This is a genomic window from Vibrio sp. Vb1166, from assembly GCF_033338695.1.
GTDB classification, from domain to species: Bacteria; Pseudomonadota; Gammaproteobacteria; order Enterobacterales; family Vibrionaceae; genus Vibrio; species Vibrio alginolyticus.
In genome coordinates this window covers 97,250-117,194 of the sequence record NZ_JAWOTE010000011.1, presented here as the reverse complement: position 1 = coordinate 117,194, position 19,945 = coordinate 97,250, and the positions used below count along the sequence as shown (strand labels likewise).

Genomic DNA, 19,945 nt, shown 5'->3' with positions numbered 1-19,945 from the left:
ATGGCTCGGTCTTCTTTTATGCATGTTTTGCAAACGCGTTGGTAAAAGACACGCTGCGTATTTTGTATTGCTGTTGATAAGCAAGAATAAAATCTCGGATAGCGTCATTTACGGGGAAAACACAGTGGACGTCTAGGCCTTCTAAAAACTGATTGTCAGCCATATCCCAGAAGCTTTGAAGCGAATTACAAATGATTGTTCTCATAACAGTGCTCGTCTCGGCTTATTTAAAGTCAGATTAACAACTGTCCTTGGTGTGCAATACGGAGCTAACTAGTTTTTCAATTGCCCAGTATTTTAGGGTGAAGGCTACATTACATCACCTAGATCCATTCGTATTGGTTAAAAACCAATCACTAGCGAGCAGAGTATAGCCAACCAAATGTATATTTAAAAGATAAAATTGGAACAAAAATCAAGCAATGGTTTGCGCATTTCTAAGTTGGGTTTACATGATGACCCGCTAGTCCGGAGTAGGGTTTATGTGTGGCCTTACTCCTAAACAAACTCGTTCCTAAACAAGCTCGATGTGCAGGGTTGAGCGTTAATGAGCTGAATCCCGCACCTTGAGGTTTTGGTATAGCGGAACGTTAAGTTTCGCTCCCTGATTTAAGGTTAAGCTATAAATCTAACGCTAAGATTTTTGACTTACGCTGGAAGTTATATAACCCTTGTTTGGCTCCAGGCAAATAGTCGACACTGACTTCGTAAAAACCTTGCTCTCTAAACCAATGCAAACTATGTGTCGTGAGGACAAAAATCTGATCAATGGTTTCGGATTTAGAACGATGTTTCATGTAGTTGAGCAGTAACAAACCTCGGTTTCCATCACGATAGTCAGGGTGAATCGCTACGCAAGCCATCTCAGCTTTGCGCTCTTCTGGGTATGGATAAAGGGCAGCACAGCCAATAATCAAGCCGTCTTTTTCGATGATGGTAAATTTTCCAATCTCTTGCTCTAGCTGCTCTCGAGAGCGTCTAACGAGTACACCTTGTTCTTCTAAAGGACGAATGAGGTCTAAGATACCGCCAATATCGTCAATATTAGCTTGCCTCACTTGTTCAGCACTCGCCATAACAACTTGGGTTCCGATGCCATCGAAAGAGAACAACTCCTGAATTAAGGCGCCATCTACTTTATAACTGATCAAGTGGCTACGAGGTACTCCGGCACGGCAAGCGGCAATAGAGCCTTTAAGAAAGCGCAGTGTCCCAGTGTTGTAATCTAGGTCAGGATACGTATTTTCAGAAAGCGTTTTGATGACATGCTCCGCCTCAATTGGTAGTAACTCGGCGACAGCATTGCCGTTGTCATCAATGACACCTTGTTCGGAGCAAAAACCAATCAGCTTATCCGCACCCAGCTTTATCGCTAGTTGGGTGGCGACTTCTTCCGATAATAAATTGAAGCACTCGCCAGTCACAGAGCTAGCAATGGGACCTAGCAGAACAATTGAACCTTGATCAAGAGTGCGGTTGATAGCATCGGTGTCAATGCGGCGAATGCGTCCACTATGGCAATAGTCCACACCATCATCAACGCCGAGTGGTTGAGCAATGATGTAGTTTCCGCTAACAACATTGAGCTGGGTACCTGCCATCGGAGTGTTGTTGAGGCTCATTGATAGGCGCGCAGTAATCGCAAGCTGAAGTTGTCCGGCAGCTTGCATAACAACAGATAAAGCTGATTCATCCGTAATGCGGATATTTTTGTGGTAAGGCGTAGTGAGGTCTTGTTTTTCTAGCAGCTGATTAATTTGAGGACGTGCACCATACACCACCACGACTTTGATTCCGAGGCTGTGCATGAGTGCGATATCATTAATAATATTGCCAAAATTTTTGTGTGCGACGGCTTCTCCGCCCAGCATGATCACCATGGTTTTTCCGCGGTGAGCATTGACATAAGGTGTTGATTGACGGAATCCTTTTACGAGAGCAGTACTACGAATTTTCACTACAGCCATTCCTTTGTTTAATTATGTTAAAATAATGCCTTTTTATTCACTTGGTGGCAAGGTGAAATTTTGGAATAAAGCACAAACATATTGAGGTAGGTTCTTGGTCCCGTTAAGAGGGAAGGTTACAATGGTGGCGTCTTTCCTCAATACGTGAACCTCATGTCTTCTGCTGTTAATAAGAATGCTGCGATCACTGCTTCAAATCTGTCAAAAACGTCATCTAAATCAATGCTTCGTAAGTGGCTAGAGCGTTCTCTCATGCTTATAGCGATAGTTGGAACCGTTGTCGTGTGCATGCTGTATAGTGATTTGATTACTCGAACCATTAATCCGCCCATTCCCAAATCGACAATTTATGGTCGCTGGGTTGAGCAAGATGTTGCGCCTTATGCTCGTGAAGAATTTGTGTTGAGTGAGCGCGGTGTTACCGTAAATGGTTCTACAGTGGCGACCAGTTTTGAATTCGATGGGGATTCGTTTTCGTATCGAGTGGGTTCAAATGAGCGGCACTTCAATTTTGTGGGTAAGCAGCATGCAGAAATGAAGCTGGATGCCAATGCACATTATCTACCTGTATTCCGTTTAGAGGGGCGTGCAAGGATTGCGGTAAGATAGTCGTTTTTATCTTTGTCTGTTAAGCAGAGATCTCTTGCGTCTGTGAGTCACATGGATGATCACAATTTCATCTCTCAATCAGTAAATCTTACTTTCAAACATAATCCGGACAATTCCGTAATTCTTCCGCTGCTATCATGTTGTATTAACTGAATGAATTCACAACGAGTAAACGGATTGGCTTAGCGTTGAAACATTTTGTCGTTGCTTTTCAATTGCACCGTATGCATTTGTTTGCCATCCTTTTGCTATTCTCTTTTACGGAAAAGACACGTGTTAAAAAAACTCCTTCCTATTATCTCTTTGAGCCTACTCTTTGGCTGTGCTCAACAAAATGATCGTGCTCAGCAATATCTTGATGGTGAGTTTCCTCAGATCCTCAATCAAGTGGATGTGGTTGAGTCTAACAAACCACGCGATTTTACTGAATTTAACAAGCAAGCTGAGCAAGTGGTGATAAAGTCACCATCCATGGCGAAGATATACCAACCGCTATATCAACGATTAAGTGAGTGGGCGCAACAGAGCGGAGATACCAGTGCGTTGAGTGCGTTTGGCATTCAAGCCGCGCAATTGGGTGGTGGTGATAAAAAAGGTAATGTGCTGTTTACCGGATACTTTTCTCCCGTGATGGAGCTGCGTCATACACCAAACGACATTTTTAAGTACCCAGTTTATGGCAAGCCAAACTGCTCATCAGATTGTCCGACTCGTGCGGAGATCTACAACGGGGCATTAGATGGCCAAGGTTTAGTGCTAGGTTATGCGCCTAACCGTATTGACTCGTTTATGATGGAAGTGCAGGGCAGTGGCTATGTGCATTTTGAAGATGATGATACGTTGGAGTACTTCGCGTACGCAGGGAAAAATAATAAAGCTTACGTTAGTATTGGCCGCATTTTGATTGAACGTGGTGAAGTGCCGCGTGAAAAAATGTCTCTCAAAGCGATTAAAGAGTGGGTAATGGACAACGACGACGCAACAGTACGCGAGTTGTTGGAGCAAAACCCTTCTTACGTCTTCTTTGCGCCAAAAGCGGAAGCGCCAGTAACGGGATCGGCTGGTATTCCTTTGTTGCCAATGGCCGCGGTCGCGGGTGACCGTTCTATCTTACCAATGGGCACACCAATCTTGGCGGAAGTACCATTGCTGAATGCGGATGGTACGTGGAGCGGTGCTCATCAACTGAGAATGCTGATCGTTTTAGACACTGGTGGTGCGGTAAAACAGAACCATTTGGATCTGTATCATGGCATTGGTGCGAGAGCAGGAACGGAAGCAGGGCACTACAAGCATTTTGGTCGAGTTTGGAAACTTGGGCTGGAAAACTCACCAACTCAAGCGCCTTGGGCTTTACCGCCAGAAAAGCTACAATAGCGACCCAAGAAAGAGGAACACTCTCTTATCTAGACATTTCATCAAAGAGTGCGTATAAATCGCACTCTTTGTTTTTCTATCGATCATCTGGACTTCAATATGCGTGAACTCGATACCCCAGCATCTGACAGCTACAATCAACGCTTTGGCGGCACTCGTCGTCTTTATGGCAACAGTGAAGTAGACATTCTTCGCGCTGCACACGTTTGTGTGATTGGTATTGGTGGCGTAGGTTCATGGGCGGTGGAAGCGCTGGCTCGTACGGGGATCGGTGAGTTGACTCTGATTGATATGGACGATGTTTGTGTCACGAATATTAACCGCCAAATTCATGCGATGACGGGCACCGTTGGCCAAAGCAAAATTGAAGTGATGGCCGAGCGTGTCAAATTGATCAACCCAGAGTGTAAAGTCAACCTGATTGATGATTTCATCACGCCAGGCAATCAACATGAGTACTTAAGCAAAGAGTTTGATTACGTGCTAGATGCGATTGACAGCGTAAAAGCGAAGGCGTCTTTGTTGGCGTATTGCCGCAGCAACAAGATCAAAGTGATCACCACGGGTGGTGCTGGTGGTCAGGTTGACCCAACGCAGATCATGGTCGCTGATTTAACGAAAACGATCCAAGATCCTCTAGCGAAGAAAATCAAAGACACCTTGCGTCGTCATCATAACTTCCCTAAGAATCCGGCTCGTAAGTTTGGTATTGATTGCGTGTTTTCAACCGAGCAGCTGAAGTATCCTCAAGCAGACGGTTCAGTGTGTGGTGTGAAGTCGACAGCGGAAGGCCCAAAACGTATGGATTGTGCTAGCGGTTTTGGTGCGGCGACTGTTGTAACTGCAACGTTTGGCTTTGTCGCGGTATCGCGAATCGTTGAGAAGTTGATTTCAAAATATAAGAAGTAAACTAGAAGAAGAGCGCATCATGACAGATTTTCCCGTTTCTCCATTTGGTACAGATATCACCAGCGAAGACATTGTAGCGACTATGCAGCAATTTCAAGGCTGGGAAGATCGCTACCGTCAGGTTATTCAGTGGGGTAAAAAGCTGCCACAAATGCCAGAAGAGCTGAAATCAGAACAAGTTACCGTTTCGGGTTGTGAAAGCTTGGTGTGGTTAGTGAGCAAAGAGCAAGATGGCGTTTGGCATTTTTGTGCGGACTCCGATGCGCGTATCGTCCGTGGATTGATTGCCTTGGTAATGGCAGCTTATGACGGTAAAACGGCCGATCAAATTCAAGCATTTGATATTGATGCTTATTTTGATCAGCTGGGGCTTGTCTCCCATTTAAGCCCGTCACGTGGTAATGGCTTGAAAGCTATTGTAGAGCAGATTAAGCAAATCGCCGTGTAACGAGTCATTTTCCCAACTCTTAAAAAACGCCGAATAGCCTAACTGTTTGGCGTTTTTTGTATCTGAGTTGAGATATTTTTTGCATATGGATAAAAAGTATGCAAATGGTCGACTATTTTAGCGTTAATTAACCATTCTATTGATCCTGGTTCATTATATTGCCCACTTGGTTTTTATAAACTCAATTGTATTTAAAATTTGTCTATATTAGATAATAGACATATGCCCCATTCGCTCCTATTCCCCAATGTGGAAACACACTTGGAAGCGATTGGGTTACTTAGATACAAATGCTAGGAACCTCCCTATATGCAATTCACCTTGGAACATGCGCAAGACGTGTTATCCGGAATGCCAGACCCCACTTTTATTCTGAGTGAAGATGGTATCTATATTGATGTTTTTGGAGGAACAGATAAAAAAGCCTATCACGATGGAAGTAATTTGATAGGTGAGACGCTGCACAGCGTACTCGAGAAAGATAAAGCTGACTGGTTTATCGAACAGATAAATCGGTCACTGAAACAAGACAGTATTGTGACGATCGAGTACAAGATGTGCGCCGACAGCATTCAGGGAATAGATGCTAACAGTGGGCCAAGAGGCGAGCTATACTACGAAGGCAAGATCTGCCCACTCGCTATAAAATACCGGGGTCGTCGCGTTGTCCTTATTCTTACACGCAACATCTCCAATCGCCACCGAGTTGAAACCCTTCTTCGCCATCAAAGCCAAATAGATGCTCTCACCAATATCTACAACCGACGTGTTTTTTTCGAAAAGCTCACAGAAGAAGTTATTAAATCCCAAGCTCCAGATTATCACTCCGCGTTGTTATTGTTTGATTTGGACTTTTTTAAAGTCATCAATGATAAACGTGGTCATGATGCGGGGGATTATGTCTTAGAGACGTTAGCTGATTTGGTTTCTCACTTACTCGTCAAAGACGAAATTTTCGCAAGAGTCGGAGGGGAGGAGTTTGCGATTATTTTGCCAGAAACTTCTCTGTCGGCGGCGAAAGAGGTAGGAGAGGAAGTACGTTCCCACATTCAAAATTGTCAGTTCGAATTTGAAAAGATTGAAATTCCGGTCACGGTGAGTGTAGGCGTGGTGGAAATAGGCAGAAATGAAACCACCAAACGTTTGTATGCGCATGCAGATAAAGCGCTTTATGCTGCGAAAAGAAATGGCAGAAATTGCGTGGCGACTCTGGATAGGCAGATGGAGTAACCTTGTTGGTTACTCCAAATCAAACCGTTGGCGTTATAGCATGTCGACGGCTTTTTCTACGGCGGCGATGAGTCTTTCCACATCGCTCGTCGTGTTATAAATACCAAAAGAGACGCGTACCGTGCCTTTCACATTTAGCGCATCCATCAATGGGTGAGCGCAGTGGTGTCCTGCTCGTACCGCAATGCCTTGTTGATCGAGCAGCGTCGCAATATCTTGGTGATGAACGCCGTCCATTACGAAGGTCAGTACAGAGGCATTCGGTTGATAGCCTAGAATATGGATGTCATCCAAAGCGCTTAGTGCTTGGTAGGCCTTATCCTGAAGCGCATGGAGATGAGTCTCTACTTCGTGATGGTCAAAACCTTGGTACCACTCAATGGCTTTCGCTAGAGCAATCGCGCCCGCAACGTTTGGTGTGCCCGCTTCAAATTTTCCAGGAAGTGCAGAAAACGTCGTTTTTTCGAAAGAAACGCGTTCAACCATTTTACCGCCGCCGTGCCATGGTGGCATGGCTTCCAAAAGTTCAAGCTTGCCGTATAAAACCCCAATGCCTGCTGGTGCATAAAGTTTGTGACCTGAGAAAACGTAGAAATCGATATCTGATGCCGATAAATCAAGTTGCTCATGTACGATGCCTTGCGCGCCATCAACTACAATAACCGCGCCAACGTTGTGCGCCAGTTCAGTGATTTTTTCTATAGGTTGGCGTGTGCCTGTTACGTTGGTTATTTGCGCGCAAGCAACAATTTTACAGCGGTCAGACAGAAGCGCCTCAAATGCACTGATGTCGAACTGGCAATCTGATGTCATCGGAACTTTAATGACTTTAGCACCCGTTTGCTCTGCCACGATTTGCCAGGGCACGATGTTGGCGTGGTGCTCCATCTCGCTAATCAAGATCTCATCACCTGGTTGTAACGTGCTACGGGCGTAGGTTTGAGCAATTAAGTTCAGTGCTTCGGTTGCGCCCCGTGTCCAAATGATCTCTTTAGAGCTGTTTGCACCAATAAAGCTTGCCACTCGTTCTCGTGCCGCTTCAAATTGGCTGGTGGCATTAGCCGTTAAACTATGGCTGCCACGGTGAACATTGGCATTTTGCGCACTGTAGTAATGACTGATGACATTAATCACACATTGCGGTTTTTGCGTTGTCGCTGCGCTATCTAGATACACTAAGGGCGTATCGTTGACGGATTGGTTTAGAGCAGGAAATTGCTCGCGTACAGCATTTACGTCAAACATTATTCTTCACCAAGCTTGTGGTAGTGCAGAGTAGGCAGAGGGATCATTGGTTCAGCAACTGACCATGCGTGTTTTTTACCTGAGAGTTGAATGATTACTTCCATCGCGAACTCTAAAGCTGTACCCGGACCTTGACTGGTGATCAGGTTGTGGTTGATATCAAAGGTCACGCGTTTGCTGCGCCACTTCTCTTCCGGGATATGTGACTGAAAGCTCGGGTGACAGGTCATCAGTGATTGTGGGAAAAGATCATGGTGTTGCAATACCAACGCCGGTGCTGCGCAGATAGCAGCGACCAATTTTCCCTCGTAGATGTGCTGCTTAAGGATTTCTATCATCACCGTGCTATCACGAAAAATTTCTGCACCGCCAACACCACCAGAAAGCGCTATGGCGTCAAACTCATCATCAGCAATATCGACCAGTTTACAATCGGCTGTTAGTGTGACTCCGCGAGAAGCTTTCATCGTCAATGAGCCATCAAAAGCAGCACTCGCTACCGTAACGTCATAACCCGCGCGAACCATCATGTCGATAACGGTGACGGCTTCCATTTCTTCGGTGCCCGGAGCGATTGGCACTAAGATTTTCTTACTCATTGTTCTGTCCAGCTTTGTTCTATTTGTTTGATGCGTTGGTAAAGTTTTAAATTCTCAGGCGTATTGATGCGATGTTTCTCGGCAGCCTTTAACAAGTATCCGGTTATAAAATCAATTTCCGTTCGACGCTGATGGAATACGTCTTGTCTCATTGAAGAATAGTTCTCAGCTGTGGCGTTCACCACTTGCATTACCGTATCGAAAAGAGAGCGAAACTCGATAGCAATACCTTCTTTACTCATTACTTCAACCAGTTCTTGAGTGATGCTTTCGAGTTGTATCTTAAACTCGGGCTTCGCAAGTTCACCATTCTTACACTGGAGAATCGCAGTCAGTGGGTTAATCGCGCAGTTGATCGCTAACTTAGTCCATAACGCAGATTGGATGTGTGGATTCCAAATGGCCTCTGGAAGGGCATTATGCATAACATCTTTCAGAAAAGTGCACTGCATTCCTTTGTCATTATAACCACCCGCTTGCGTTGTTCCGTGACCGGTATGCAATACGTGTTGGTTATCTGGTTTGTATGCGCCGTGCGTCGTTGTTGCGAGCACTATCGGATTGTTTGGCACAACCTTCTCCAAGGCAGAGGCAGTACCCATACCATTGTGCATCAGCATGATAATCGTGTCTGTATTGATATGAGGGAGCAAAGGCTGAATGGCGTCTTCCACTTGCCAAGCTTTTACCGTGATCAAAATGAGGTCCGCTTGATTTACGGAGGAAATATCTTGATTACTGAATACGATTGCGGGTGTGTCATCCAACTGAAGTGGTTGTTGTCTCTCTGAACTTCTTCCCCACAATGAAACATTGTGCCCGGCAAGCTTAAATTTTGTTGCCCAGAGTGAGCCCACCGCACCTGGACCGAGGATAAGGATATTCACCAAACGCTCTCATTAAAAAGGTTTGCTGCAAGGATAATGAGGGAAAAAAGGAAAGCAAATAAAAATGGCGCCGAAAGGCGCCATTTTTGAGCAAACTTAGTGGTTCAATTAGAACTTGTAAGTTACAGCTAGGTAGTGGCTTACACCAGTCGATTCTAGCTCAACACCTGGAGCAACTTGTAGACCGTCTTTTACGCCATATACTTCTTTGTATGCCTTCAGGCCGTAACCAACCGCGAAGCGATCTGAGTGCCAGTAAATGCCGTTGAACATTGCACCACCGTTTGACGCGGTAGTACCAAATTTGTTACCAGCATCATCATCCATACCGAATTGGTAATCAATGTAACCTTGGTAAGAAATGAATGAACCATTGTCGAAGAAGTAGAATGGTTTGAACCAGTTAGTCGAGATTTGGAAACCGTTCCAACCTTTGTTGTTGCCATCGTAAGTGCTGTACAGGTTTAGGCCGATTTTACCTAACCAAGGAACCATTACATCAGAACCTAAACCGATTTTCTGGTTGTTTACACCACCGTTGTTACCGCCCCATTCCATTAGAGATGCAATGTATAGCTCTTGAACTGGACCGAAAGATAGGTCTTTACCAGTTACGGCATCTAGAGACATACGTGGTGCAAATTTCATGAACATCTTGTCAGGAGCGCCGTTCTCAATTGACTTATCTTGGTTATCTTTAGTCGCTAGGTTAAATACGTCTACGTAACCGTATAGGTCGAAAATACCAGAGCGACCGCCAAATTCCATTTCTAGGTAATCGTGAGCGTTGTCGTCAGCGCCTTTAACTCGTGGCATTTCATCAATTGAGTACATGTAGTTGAACTGCATCCACTTGTAATCGTTTTTGTGGATATCGCCGTCAGAGTAATCTGCCGCCATAACTGGAGCTGAAGTAGCCGCTAGAAGGCTAAGAGCTAAAAGTGATTTACGCATAAGGGGACTCTCTATGTTTGTAATGATTCAGAACACGCAATCTATGCTGCGCTTTCCAATTGGCGGGAATAATAGCGATAAAAATCCCAAATGAAAGTGATAAAGGGTGCAAAACTGAACGTTTTTGGTGAGTTGTGTCACGAAATTATCTTTATTTACGGAACTTTTTGTTTGTTGCATTTGATTGCAATAAATGTGTGATTTGGATCGTTTGCGTAAGCGATTTTATGACTTTTTAAGCCAGTCGATTAACCAACATAAATCGTTAGTGATCGGAGTGATAAGGGATTCGTATGTATCCGTGAATCAAAGAGGACGTTTGAATGAAAGAAGTCATGTTATTCCCACTCACTTCAGTTGTACTCCCTGAGGGTAAAATGAATCTGCGCATTTTTGAGCCACGATATAAGCGAATGGTAAAGGAATGCAGCCTACAAAATGTGGGCTTTGGAGTTTGCCTGGTAGGAAGTGAAGGTGACCCTAAAGACGTGGGTAACGTTTCATCTATCGGAACTTTGGTCAGGATCGTTGATTTTGAAACACTCAGTGATGGCCTTCTTGGTATTACAGTTGCTGGTGAGCAACGCTTTATTGTCAAACGCGTCCGTGCAGATGCGGATGGCTTACGTCATGCAGAGGTTGAATGGTTAGACAATTGGCAACATCTAGACAACTCACCAGATTTCTTCTTTTTAAGCCAGCAGTTATCCCATGTTTATGAAGAGTTTCCTCAACTTGGAAGCCTCTACCAGCATCGTTTTTACGATGACTCTGCTTGGGTTACTCAGCGTTGGCTTGAGTTACTACCCCTAGACTGCAATCTGTTCGAACAGCTAGTCGGCGCAGAGGACTGTATTCCTGCGTTGCAATTTCTGACAGAAGCCATAGAAGCCCCGACTAACAAAGAGGCAAGGATATGAAAGGATTTAATAAAGCTGCGCTAACTATTGTTGCGACATTAGGACTGGCGGCGTGTGGCTCCGACAGTGACACTATCGAGTATTCCAATTTACAAGCAGTGCACGCTTCTTCTGATGCGCCGCTTGCAAATGTGTGGATCAACGATAAACCATCTTTAACGAATGTTGATTATGGTGTGGGATCTGGCTACGTTAAATTGCGAGAGGGGATGAATTCGATTCAGGTCGATGTACAGCTCCCAGGTAATGAAACCGCGACCGTAGTACCTAAAACAGAACTAGATCTTGATTCCGACCTCAATTATAACGTGTTCGTTGTTGGCGATGCCGATGGTTCGCCAAACCCAGTTGAGCCTTTAGTTGTGACTCGCAGCGCCGATTCAATGGCTGATGCCAATAGTCTAGATGTTCAAGTTGTTCATGCAGCTTCAGGCGTTCCTGCTGTTGATCTTTATGTCACTGAGCCAGGTGTTGCTCTTGCTAGCGCGACTCCAATAACTAACCTTGCTTACAAAGCTTCTACCGACGTATTGAACATCCCAGCTGGTGAGTATCAAGTTCGACTTGCCGTAGGAGACAGCGTTGCTTTTGACTCGGGCAAAGTATCTCTTGCGGCTAACTCCAACTTGACGATTGCCGCTATCGGCACAGGAGATTCGAATAGCACGTCACCTGTCAAACTCTTGGTGTTGGACGGTTCGGGCTCTTCTATAATTGAAGATATGGGCAGCCAAGCTGAAGTAAGAGTCGGACACCTTGTCGATGGAGCGCCAGTCGTCGATGTTAACGTTAACGGGGCGGCCTTCGCTCCTCTTGCCGACTTAGCGTTCAAAGAGATTCGTGGTTATTTGGATCTTGCTGCTAGCGCTTACGATATTGACGTTTACGTGGATGGCACAACAACCAATCCGATCATAGATGTTGGCGGGTTAATGGTTGCAGGTGGAATGGATTACAGTGTTTATGCAGTCGGTGTTGTTAGCCCAGCGATTGATATCGAAGCTCTGGTTGTTGAAGATATGAGACGCGCTGTGGCGACTAGCGCGACATTGAATGTGACACACGCCGCGGCTAATCCTATAGCGGAAATGGTGGATATTTACCTCACTACTAGTGCAGGAATAGATGGAAGTGATCCAACTATTGCTAATTTTGCGTATAAAAACAGTGTACAAGGATTATATGTCGCTGAAGGTACATATTATGTAACGGTAACAGTGGCTGGTAACCCAAGTATTGTTGCGGTTGACTCAGCACCAGTCAATGTAATGAACGGTGTTGTGTACCAAGTCGTTGCCATTGATGATGGGAACAACGGTGGTTTCAACTTGTTGGTCGATGACGTGACCGATTAGGAAGAATGGGAGGAGGAAACTCCTCCCACAAATTAAGGCCGATTATGATGAGTGATAGCCCGAAAAAACTGGGGCGCAGTGATTGGAACGATTACATGGATAAAGTGAAGGCTCGAGACAAAGACGCGTTCGCTTTTGTATTCCGTTTTTACGCACCCAAGCTGAAGCAATTCGCTTACAAACATGTTGGTAATGAGCAAGTTGCTATGGAGATGGTGCAAGAGACCATGGCGACAGTTTGGCAGAAAGCGCACCTCTATGATGGTGAAAAGAGCGCGTTATCGACTTGGATATATACCATAATCCGAAACCTTTGTTTTGATTTGCTGAGAAAACAGAAAGGTAAGGAATTACACATTCATTCTGATGACATTTGGCCGTCAGAGTATTATCCACCTGATCTTGTTGATCACTATTCACCAGAGCAAGATATGTTGAAAGAACAGGTGGTTAAGTTTTTAGATATATTACCGAAAAACCAGAGAGATGTTTTACAAGCGGTATATCTTGAAGAGCTACCTCATCAACAGGTCGCGGAATTATTTGATATACCCCTCGGTACTGTAAAATCCAGGCTGAGGCTTGCAGTAGAAAAGCTAAGGCATTCAATGCATACGGAGCAACTATGAACAAACACCCAGATAACAGCTTGTTAGAAGCATACGCTTCGGGAAGCATTGATGCAGTTTCTGGTCTTGTGGTCGCAACCCATTTAGAAACATGCACCAAGTGCCGAGCTTATGTGAACCAAGTCGAAGCAAGTCAAGCGAACATCGTAAGTGACATACCTTCTGAGTATGTTTCTGAATTTGACGACATGTTTAATGACATCATCAATGCGGAGCCAGCGACTGATAATATCGTGATCCGCGACCCTGCTGCTGTTAATGTGGCAGGAAAAAGTTTCGCTCTTCCTAAAACTCTAGCGCGTTTCTCTGACCTCGTAGGGTCATGGAGAAGTTACGGAGGCAAGGTTTTCAGTGCTCAGATTGACCTAGGGGAAGACGCTCGTGTCAGCTTAATGTACATCGGGGAAGATGTGCAAATTCCTCAACATACGCACAAAGGCCTGGAGTCTACATTGATCCTACATGGCGGATTTAGTGACGAGGATGGCCAATATGAAGAAGGCGATTTGATGATTAGAGACGCATCAGTGAAGCATAGCCCTTACACTAAGGCCGGAGAAGACTGCTTGTGTTTAACCGTATTGACTGAGCCGATGATCTTTACTCAAGGCGTGGCACGTATATTTAATATGTTTGGTAAAGGGTTATACCCATAGACCTCTTATCTTATATATCGCAAAACAAAAACCACCGAATTCGGTGGTTTTTTATATGCTTCGTTAATGCTTGTGACGTGCTTTTTCCAATAGAGCATCAAAGTAATGTCGTAGCGAGTACAACATAATCAAGCTTGGCACGACCATGACAGCGGTAAGCACGAAGAATGTGCTCCAATCATTAAGATAATCCACTAGCTCGCCACTGAAAGAAGCAAGAGTCGTCCGTCCGAAGTTTCCTAGAGAGGCAAGCAACGCATACTGAGTTGCCGAAAATGCTTGCCCGGTTAGAATCGTCAAAAATGAAACAAAAGCGACGGTTGAGAAAGCAGTCGTAAAGTTATCGACAATAATCGTGGCTAAGTACAAGTGCTCGTTTGGGCCTACCGAAGCAATCCATGCAAACATCAAGTTACTGGCAGACATAGCAATACCGCCGATCATTAATCCACGTACAATACCAAACCTAACGTTGAACATGCTTCCGACAAAAGTAAAGAAGATGGTGGCTCCCCAACCAATCAGTTTGGAGTAATAGCCAATTTGTTCATTGCTAAAACCAATATCTTTATAGAACGCGATCGACATCCTGCCCAAAAACGCTTCGCCAATTTTAAATAGGAAAACGAACAGCAACAGAGTAATCGCGACACGGACGCCATTGCGATTAAAGAAATCAAGGAAAGGTTCTACAACAGTCACGGTAAACCAAGCTACGACTTTTGAACCAACCACTTCTTTGTGTCGTTGTTCAGCGGCAGACTGAAGTTGTTCGCGTTGAGTCTTCGGTTCACCGACTAAAATCGTAAAGACCATTAGAATGCCGACTATCACCGCCATCCCGTAATACACACCATTCCAACCGACGCTATCAGCATTAACAAACGCTAAATAACCCGGTAGTGAATAACCTGTCCACCAGCCAATGACCGCCATTGCAGAAGCTTGAGGCAGTTTAGACTCTTCTGACTTTGGGAAAGTATCAATACGAAAAGCATCAATTGCGATGTCTTGTGTCGCTGAAGCCGTTGCAATACACAAGGCGAGTAGTGACGCAAACACCAAGTTTTCCGCTGGATTTACGCCGGCAATAAATAGGGTAGCGACGAGTACGATACTTTGACAAAAGAAAATCCAGCTACGTCTTTGCCCCAGCAGTCTAAAGAGGACTGGCAGCTTCACGCGGTCAACCAGAGGTGCCCACAGAAAGTTGATCGCATAGACCGCAAAAACGCTACCAAAATAGCCAATTGCGGAGAGGGTCAAGCCGGCATCTTTTAGCCAACCTGACATGTTTGAGCCGATAAGAACCCACGGAAAGCCGCTAGAGCAGCCCAGCATGAAAACCCACATGAGTCGTTTATCGAGGTAACTTTTTACCGTTTCCAACCAAGTGATGGAAGGTAATGAAGACATAAATCAATCCAATAAAATGAAGCCGTTGAAAGAGAAAGCCCTTCGATTATTCAAAGGGCTTATCGTTTTGGCTATTTAAGTAGTGTAGCTTTGGTGATGACGATTTGCGTCTCTGGTACATCACGCATTCGGCCTACCGTCGTGGTCGGCTGCTGAGCCATTTTCTGGATAACGTCGAACCCCTCAGTAACCTCACCAAATACAGCATAACCTGGTGGTCGAGCGCCATAGTTGAGAAAGTCATTGTCGACTAAGTTGACGAAAAACTGACGAGTTGCAGAGTTTGGTGCATTAGTTCGTGCCATGGCGATGGTAGCACGGTCATTGTTTAGACCATTATTTCCTTCGTTTTTGATTGGCGCGTATGTTTTCACCATCTGCATATCTTGGTTAAAGCCGCCACCTTGTGCCATGAAGCCTGGGATAATACGATGAAAAATAGTACCTTCGTAGCTCCCATCTTCTACATATTTCAGAAAATTAGCGACAGTGATAGGTGCTTTCTCTTCGTTTAACTCAACCGTAAATGAACCAAGTGTCGTTTCAAACGCTACTTTTGGTCCAGCCCAAACGCTGCAGCTGAGTAATGCTAAAGACAGAATCGCTTTGCGTAACATTAGAAACGCTCCTGCATGTATTGACGAAGCTCAGGGTCATTGGCAATCTCTTTAAGCGTCAATGTCACCACATCATTCAATGTCTCTTCAATATCGGCATCAGAAGCACTCAATGTGCCAGAGCGCTTTGCTGTACCTGTATAAGTTTTGACTAGCTTGCCCTCAGGTGTCTCTGCTGTGATTTCCAGCACAACTTTAGCGTCCATCTCATTTTCCATCACCGAATGCTTCACGTTGACCAACGCTTCTTGAACGCTCAATTCAATCGCGTTGTTGCTGTTTAGATCCGCATGGAAACCTTGAGATGAGAATTGCTTCTCTAATGCTTCTTCTAACGCAATACGTAAATTCTGTTTAGCATGAAGAGGAAGAATGTTCGAACGGCCGTTATCCACCAACGCCACGTACTGCGCTGCACGTACATCTTTGCTGGTCAAACTGTAAGTCTTGCCTTGAACAATTGGATTGGTGCTCAATGTGCTTTCTGGCATCAGGTTCAGCTGAGGTTGTTGAGGGGCTGAACACGCAGCAAGCAACGCAACCGAAGCCGCAAGTACCAATTTTCTCATTTTATTATTCCTTTTAACTATTTTGCTAAAGCTTATTTTGCGCTTAATTTAGCAGGATTTTTTGTAGCCTGTAAAATCACAAACTTATTGTTGGAAGCGATAAGTTTCACATTTTTATCGCCAAACAGACGTTTGAGTTTTGCGTCGTACCCGAGGTGACGATTTCCGATAACCAGTAAACGGCCATTTTCACTTAATACTTGTTTAGCATCGCAGAACATTTGCCAAGCAATATGATCGGTGATTGCCTGTTGTTGATGAAACGGTGGATTACACATAACCATAGAGCTGCTGCTGTGTTTAAAACCGTCCAAGCAATTGTTCGCTATGCACTGTATGTCTCTATTTTCACCAAGGTTGTCGCGTAGGTTCTGTTTTGCTGATTCAAGCGCCATAAAACTTTCATCAACACATGTTAGCTGAGCATTTGGATTCAACTGACCAAATTTAACAGACAGAACACCATTGCCGCAGCCAAGGTCGATGACATTGTCTATCGAAGGGTCTTGAGGCAGGTGCTGCAGCATAAAGCGTGCACCTAAATCTAAACTTTCTCCTGAATAGACATTTGGCATGTTCTTGAGTTCGATATCTTCGCCATCAACGCGCCAAGTCGTGAAAGGCATTACTTCAATCGGAGGCTCAACTGTTGCTTGAGAAAACACCAATCTGTGCTTTTTCCAGGCCAAAGATGTTTTTGTTTCGCCTAAGTATTTTTCAAACAGTTTTAGCGTCGAAGTATGAATGTCTTTCGCTTTATTGACTGCAATGACGGGGCAGGAAGCCGGTAGCGCCTTTCTTAATTGGCTTAGTATCCACACTAGATGGCGGTTACTTTTGGGCAGTTGCAGCAAGACGAGATCAATATTGGCAGGAACGAGGTCCATCGTGGTGGCAAACGCTACTTTATTGCACTGGTTTTGCTCGAGATTTTGCTGTGCACCTTTATGTGAGATGAATGAATCACTCATTAGCGTTACATGGTGCTTTTCCGAAAACCAGCAGGAGAGGGCACCAAAGCTGTCATTAATCACGAGGATGTTTTGATTGTCTGGCAAAGCAAGCTCTTCAACATGATTAATAAGATACTCATCACCGGCATCCCACGCTTGTAGCGTTTCGTTACTACGTTTTGGGAAACGATGAAGTGTTAAGCTTCGCTCGTGAAGGTTCAGTTCGGTTTTCATAGCTAAATGTAAGTTGATTTAGAAATTAAGTGTTATTGTCGCAAATGATGACGTGTCGAGATACAAAAAGCTGTCAAATTTTACGAGTTCAGTGATGGCTGCTCTCTAGGCATGTTCATGGAGTCGAGCGCCTTGAGACAATATGTCTACAAAGTGCGTCAATAATGAGAGTGACGTTTGAGTGATGCATGTCTGCTTTACTTAGGTATATACTTATGGAATTCGCATCAATGAGGAACGAATATGATCCAAGAAATCATAGAGAAGAAACTACACAGTGAGCTGCAACCCAGCTATCTCAAAGTCATTAATGAGAGCTACATGCATAATGTGCCACCAGGCTCAGAGAGTCATTTCAAAGTGATTGTTGTGAGTGATTCGTTCGCGGGACAGCGTTTGATTGGGCGCCATCGTCAAGTTCATCAAATTTTGGCAGATGAACTGGACAACCACATTCATGCATTAGCTATTCATACATATACTGATGAAGAGTGGAAGCGTGAACAAGATGGCGCCCCTGATAGCCCGATGTGTATGGGTGGTGGTCACTAAAAACGCAAGATATAAAGGTGCAGAGAAAGGTGGCTTAAGGCCATCTTTTTTCGTTTTACATTCTTTAGGGACGTTAACGTGGCACAAATTCTGGTTAAAAAATGTGTTAACAGTGTTTCAACAAATGAATGGAAATTGCAGAATATTTCAGGCGATGAATATCACTTTTCCATAAGATATGTATGGAATATGGCATTTGTGCGATGGGTCAAAGTTATGACTATTCTTTGACCTTTTAGACCTGATTCTACCGAAATAACCCCTCTATTCTAATGATTGATCATGGCATCAAGTTCCTAAAAAATGCTAGACTACGGCACCTGATAAATCTCGCGTATTCCTTGTGACGAGATTTTTAATAGGATGTTGCGATTTTGATGTTTAAAACAACATCAAAACCGGACACTGATGTCGTGTCTAAAAGTTACGCAATCAAAAGAATCTTTTTCCCGATAAAAGTAGTGCAAGTGCGTATGATTACAATAAAGAAGGGCTTGGATCTTCCTATCGCAGGAACTCCATCCCAGGTGATTAATGATGGTAAGACCATCAAAAAAGTCGCCTTGCTTGGCGAAGAGTACGTTGGCATGCGACCTACCATGCATGTCCGCGTTGGTGATGAAGTGAAAAAAGCGCAAGTTCTTTTTGAAGATAAAAAGAACCCAGGCGTGAAATTTACTGCACCAGCAGCCGGTAAAGTGATCGAAGTTAACCGTGGCGCTAAACGTGTCCTTCAATCTGTAGTGATTGAAGTGGCAGGTGAAGAGCAGGTGACATTTGATAAGTTCGAAGCCGCTCAACTTTCAGGTCTAGATCGTGAAGTGATCAAGACTCAGTTGGTTGACTCTGGCTTATGGACCGCTTTACGTACTCGTCCGTTTAGCAAGGTTCCTGCAATCGAGTCTTCTACTAAGGCTATTTTCGTAACTGCAATGGATACTAATCCACTAGCAGCTAAGCCTGAGTTGATCATTAATGAGCAACAAGAAGCATTCATTGCTGGTCTAGACATTCTTTCAGCCCTGACAGAAGGCAAGGTTTACGTATGTAAATCTGGCACTAGCTTGCCACGCTCTTCACAGTCTAACGTAGAAGAACACGTCTTCGATGGCCCTCACCCAGCAGGTCTTGCTGGCACCCACATGCATTTCCTATACCCAGTAAATGCAGAGAATGTGGCATGGAGCATCAACTACCAAGACGTTATCGCGTTCGGTAAGCTGTTCCTAACTGGTGAGCTATGCACAGATCGTGTTGTGTCTCTAGCTGGCCCAGTTGTGAATAACCCTCGTCTAGTTCGTACCGTAATGGGTGCAAGCTTAGATGACCTAACAGATAACGAGCTGATGCCTGGCGAAGTTCGTGTGATCTCTGGTTCAGTACTAACAGGTACACATGCAACTGGTCCACACGCATACCTTGGCCGTTACCATCAACAGGTTTCTGTATTACGTGAAGGCCGTGAAAAAGAACTATTTGGCTGGGCAATGCCTGGTAAGAATAAGTTCTCGGTAACTCGCTCTTTCCTTGGTCACGTATTCAAAGGTCAGTTGTTCAATATGACAACGACGACCAATGGTAGTGATCGTTCAATGGTTCCAATTGGCAACTACGAACGCGTAATGCCTCTAGATATGGAGCCTACTTTGCTGCTTCGTGATCTATGTGCCGGCGACACAGACAGTGCTCAAGCACTGGGTGCGCTTGAACTGGATGAAGAAGATCTAGCATTGTGTACCTTTGTATGTCCAGGTAAGTACGAGTACGGTACGTTACTTCGTGAATGCCTAGATACTATCGAGAAGGAAGGGTAATTTTC

General features: G+C 44.6%; 21 protein-coding genes. 11 read left to right on the top strand and 10 right to left on the bottom strand.

What is annotated here, in order from left to right; all coding sequences use genetic code 11:
* Nucleotides 1–16: 16 nt before the first annotated feature.
* Together R7E51_RS13265 and argA are read right to left on the bottom strand one after the other, a co-directional pair.
* Nucleotides 17–205: a hypothetical protein gene (locus R7E51_RS13265; protein WP_005380230.1), complete on the bottom strand. Its 189-nt coding sequence runs from the start codon at nucleotides 203–205 to the stop codon at nucleotides 17–19.
* A gap of 415 nt (nucleotides 206–620) precedes the next feature.
* Nucleotides 621–1,958 carry an amino-acid N-acetyltransferase gene (gene argA, locus R7E51_RS13260; RefSeq protein ID WP_042521373.1) on the bottom strand — a complete coding sequence of 446 codons (1,338 nt, stop codon included), beginning with the start codon at nucleotides 1,956–1,958 and terminating at the stop codon, nucleotides 621–623.
* Between the two features lie 162 nt (nucleotides 1,959–2,120).
* Between argA and R7E51_RS13255 the strand changes: the two genes are divergently transcribed.
* From R7E51_RS13255 to R7E51_RS13235, 5 genes are all read left to right on the top strand, one after another.
* Nucleotides 2,121–2,576, top strand: coding sequence for a DUF2850 domain-containing protein (locus tag R7E51_RS13255; protein ID WP_005380234.1), 456 nt, complete (start codon nucleotides 2,121–2,123; stop codon nucleotides 2,574–2,576).
* Nucleotides 2,577–2,849: 273 nt separating this feature from the next.
* Entirely contained in the window at nucleotides 2,850–3,953 is a 1,104-nt protein-coding gene (gene mltA / locus R7E51_RS13250) for a murein transglycosylase A (protein WP_017636015.1), read from the top strand.
* Nucleotides 3,954–4,052: 99 nt separating this feature from the next.
* Nucleotides 4,053–4,862, top strand: coding sequence for a tRNA cyclic N6-threonylcarbamoyladenosine(37) synthase TcdA (gene tcdA / locus R7E51_RS13245; protein ID WP_206957683.1), 810 nt, complete (start codon nucleotides 4,053–4,055; stop codon nucleotides 4,860–4,862).
* A 19-nt stretch (nucleotides 4,863–4,881) separates the two neighbouring features.
* Complete coding sequence (csdE, locus tag R7E51_RS13240; protein WP_005380244.1) at nucleotides 4,882–5,310, top strand: cysteine desulfurase sulfur acceptor subunit CsdE; 429 nt, start codon at nucleotides 4,882–4,884, stop codon at nucleotides 5,308–5,310.
* Between the two features lie 309 nt (nucleotides 5,311–5,619).
* Entirely contained in the window at nucleotides 5,620–6,540 is a 921-nt protein-coding gene (locus tag R7E51_RS13235) for a GGDEF domain-containing protein (RefSeq protein WP_206957681.1), read from the top strand.
* Nucleotides 6,541–6,573: 33 nt separating this feature from the next.
* On the opposite strand, the gene csdA is transcribed toward R7E51_RS13235, so the two are convergent.
* The 4 genes from csdA to R7E51_RS13215 all read right to left on the bottom strand — a co-directional run bounded on the left by csdA (nucleotide 6,574) and on the right by R7E51_RS13215 (nucleotide 10,225).
* On the bottom strand, nucleotides 6,574–7,785 hold the full coding sequence (gene csdA / locus R7E51_RS13230; RefSeq protein ID WP_025768229.1) for a cysteine desulfurase CsdA: 1,212 nt from the start codon (nucleotides 7,783–7,785) through the stop codon (nucleotides 6,574–6,576).
* Entirely contained in the window at nucleotides 7,785–8,384 is a 600-nt protein-coding gene (locus tag R7E51_RS13225) for a DJ-1 family glyoxalase III (protein WP_006742560.1), read from the bottom strand. The genes csdA and R7E51_RS13225 overlap by 1 nt, the downstream gene beginning before the upstream one ends.
* Nucleotides 8,381–9,271 (bottom strand): 2-dehydropantoate 2-reductase, encoded by an 891-nt coding sequence (gene panE / locus R7E51_RS13220; protein ID WP_053306735.1) that lies wholly within the window; start codon nucleotides 9,269–9,271, stop codon nucleotides 8,381–8,383. Before panE ends, R7E51_RS13225 begins: the two co-directional genes overlap by 4 nt.
* Before the next feature lie 108 nt (nucleotides 9,272–9,379).
* Entirely contained in the window at nucleotides 9,380–10,225 is an 846-nt protein-coding gene (locus R7E51_RS13215; RefSeq protein ID WP_005391741.1) for a nucleoside-specific channel-forming Tsx family protein, read from the bottom strand.
* A gap of 323 nt (nucleotides 10,226–10,548) precedes the next feature.
* On the opposite strand from R7E51_RS13215, the gene R7E51_RS13210 reads away from it, so the two are divergent.
* From R7E51_RS13210 to R7E51_RS13195, 4 genes are read left to right on the top strand one after another with little or no spacing between them, the layout of a single operon-like run.
* On the top strand, nucleotides 10,549–11,145 hold the full coding sequence (locus tag R7E51_RS13210; RefSeq protein ID WP_053304081.1) for an LON peptidase substrate-binding domain-containing protein: 597 nt from the start codon (nucleotides 10,549–10,551) through the stop codon (nucleotides 11,143–11,145).
* Nucleotides 11,142–12,500 (top strand): DUF4397 domain-containing protein, encoded by a 1,359-nt coding sequence (locus R7E51_RS13205; protein WP_053306734.1) that lies wholly within the window; start codon nucleotides 11,142–11,144, stop codon nucleotides 12,498–12,500. Before R7E51_RS13210 ends, R7E51_RS13205 begins: the two co-directional genes overlap by 4 nt.
* Nucleotides 12,501–12,544: 44 nt before the next feature.
* The gene (locus tag R7E51_RS13200) at nucleotides 12,545–13,129 is read left to right on the top strand and encodes an RNA polymerase sigma factor (protein ID WP_005380255.1); all 585 of its coding nucleotides are present in this window, start codon (nucleotides 12,545–12,547) and stop codon (nucleotides 13,127–13,129) included.
* Nucleotides 13,126–13,785, top strand: coding sequence for a ChrR family anti-sigma-E factor (locus R7E51_RS13195; protein WP_033905538.1), 660 nt, complete (start codon nucleotides 13,126–13,128; stop codon nucleotides 13,783–13,785). Before R7E51_RS13200 ends, R7E51_RS13195 begins: the two co-directional genes overlap by 4 nt.
* Nucleotides 13,786–13,848: 63 nt before the next feature.
* On the opposite strand, the gene R7E51_RS13190 is transcribed toward R7E51_RS13195, so the two are convergent.
* The 4 genes from R7E51_RS13190 to R7E51_RS13175 all read right to left on the bottom strand — a co-directional run bounded on the left by R7E51_RS13190 (nucleotide 13,849) and on the right by R7E51_RS13175 (nucleotide 17,574).
* Nucleotides 13,849–15,201, bottom strand: a complete 1,353-nt coding sequence (locus R7E51_RS13190) for an AmpG family muropeptide MFS transporter (RefSeq protein WP_005380257.1) — start codon at nucleotides 15,199–15,201, stop codon at nucleotides 13,849–13,851.
* A gap of 71 nt (nucleotides 15,202–15,272) precedes the next feature.
* Nucleotides 15,273–15,818 (bottom strand): peptidylprolyl isomerase, encoded by a 546-nt coding sequence (locus tag R7E51_RS13185; RefSeq protein ID WP_005380258.1) that lies wholly within the window; start codon nucleotides 15,816–15,818, stop codon nucleotides 15,273–15,275.
* Nucleotides 15,818–16,387, bottom strand: a complete 570-nt coding sequence (locus R7E51_RS13180; protein WP_005380259.1) for a YajG family lipoprotein — start codon at nucleotides 16,385–16,387, stop codon at nucleotides 15,818–15,820. The genes R7E51_RS13185 and R7E51_RS13180 overlap by 1 nt, the downstream gene beginning before the upstream one ends.
* 32 nt (nucleotides 16,388–16,419) lie before the next feature.
* A complete protein-coding gene (locus tag R7E51_RS13175) occupies nucleotides 16,420–17,574 on the bottom strand; it encodes a methyltransferase (protein WP_047102624.1) in 1,155 nt (384 codons plus the stop codon).
* A 243-nt stretch (nucleotides 17,575–17,817) separates the two neighbouring features.
* On the opposite strand from R7E51_RS13175, the gene bolA reads away from it, so the two are divergent.
* Nucleotides 17,818–18,126, top strand: coding sequence for a transcriptional regulator BolA (bolA, locus tag R7E51_RS13170; protein ID WP_005380262.1), 309 nt, complete (start codon nucleotides 17,818–17,820; stop codon nucleotides 18,124–18,126).
* A gap of 473 nt (nucleotides 18,127–18,599) precedes the next feature.
* Nucleotides 18,600–19,940, top strand: coding sequence for a Na(+)-translocating NADH-quinone reductase subunit A (locus R7E51_RS13165; RefSeq protein WP_005380264.1), 1,341 nt, complete (start codon nucleotides 18,600–18,602; stop codon nucleotides 19,938–19,940).
* Nucleotides 19,941–19,945 lie beyond the last annotated feature (5 nt).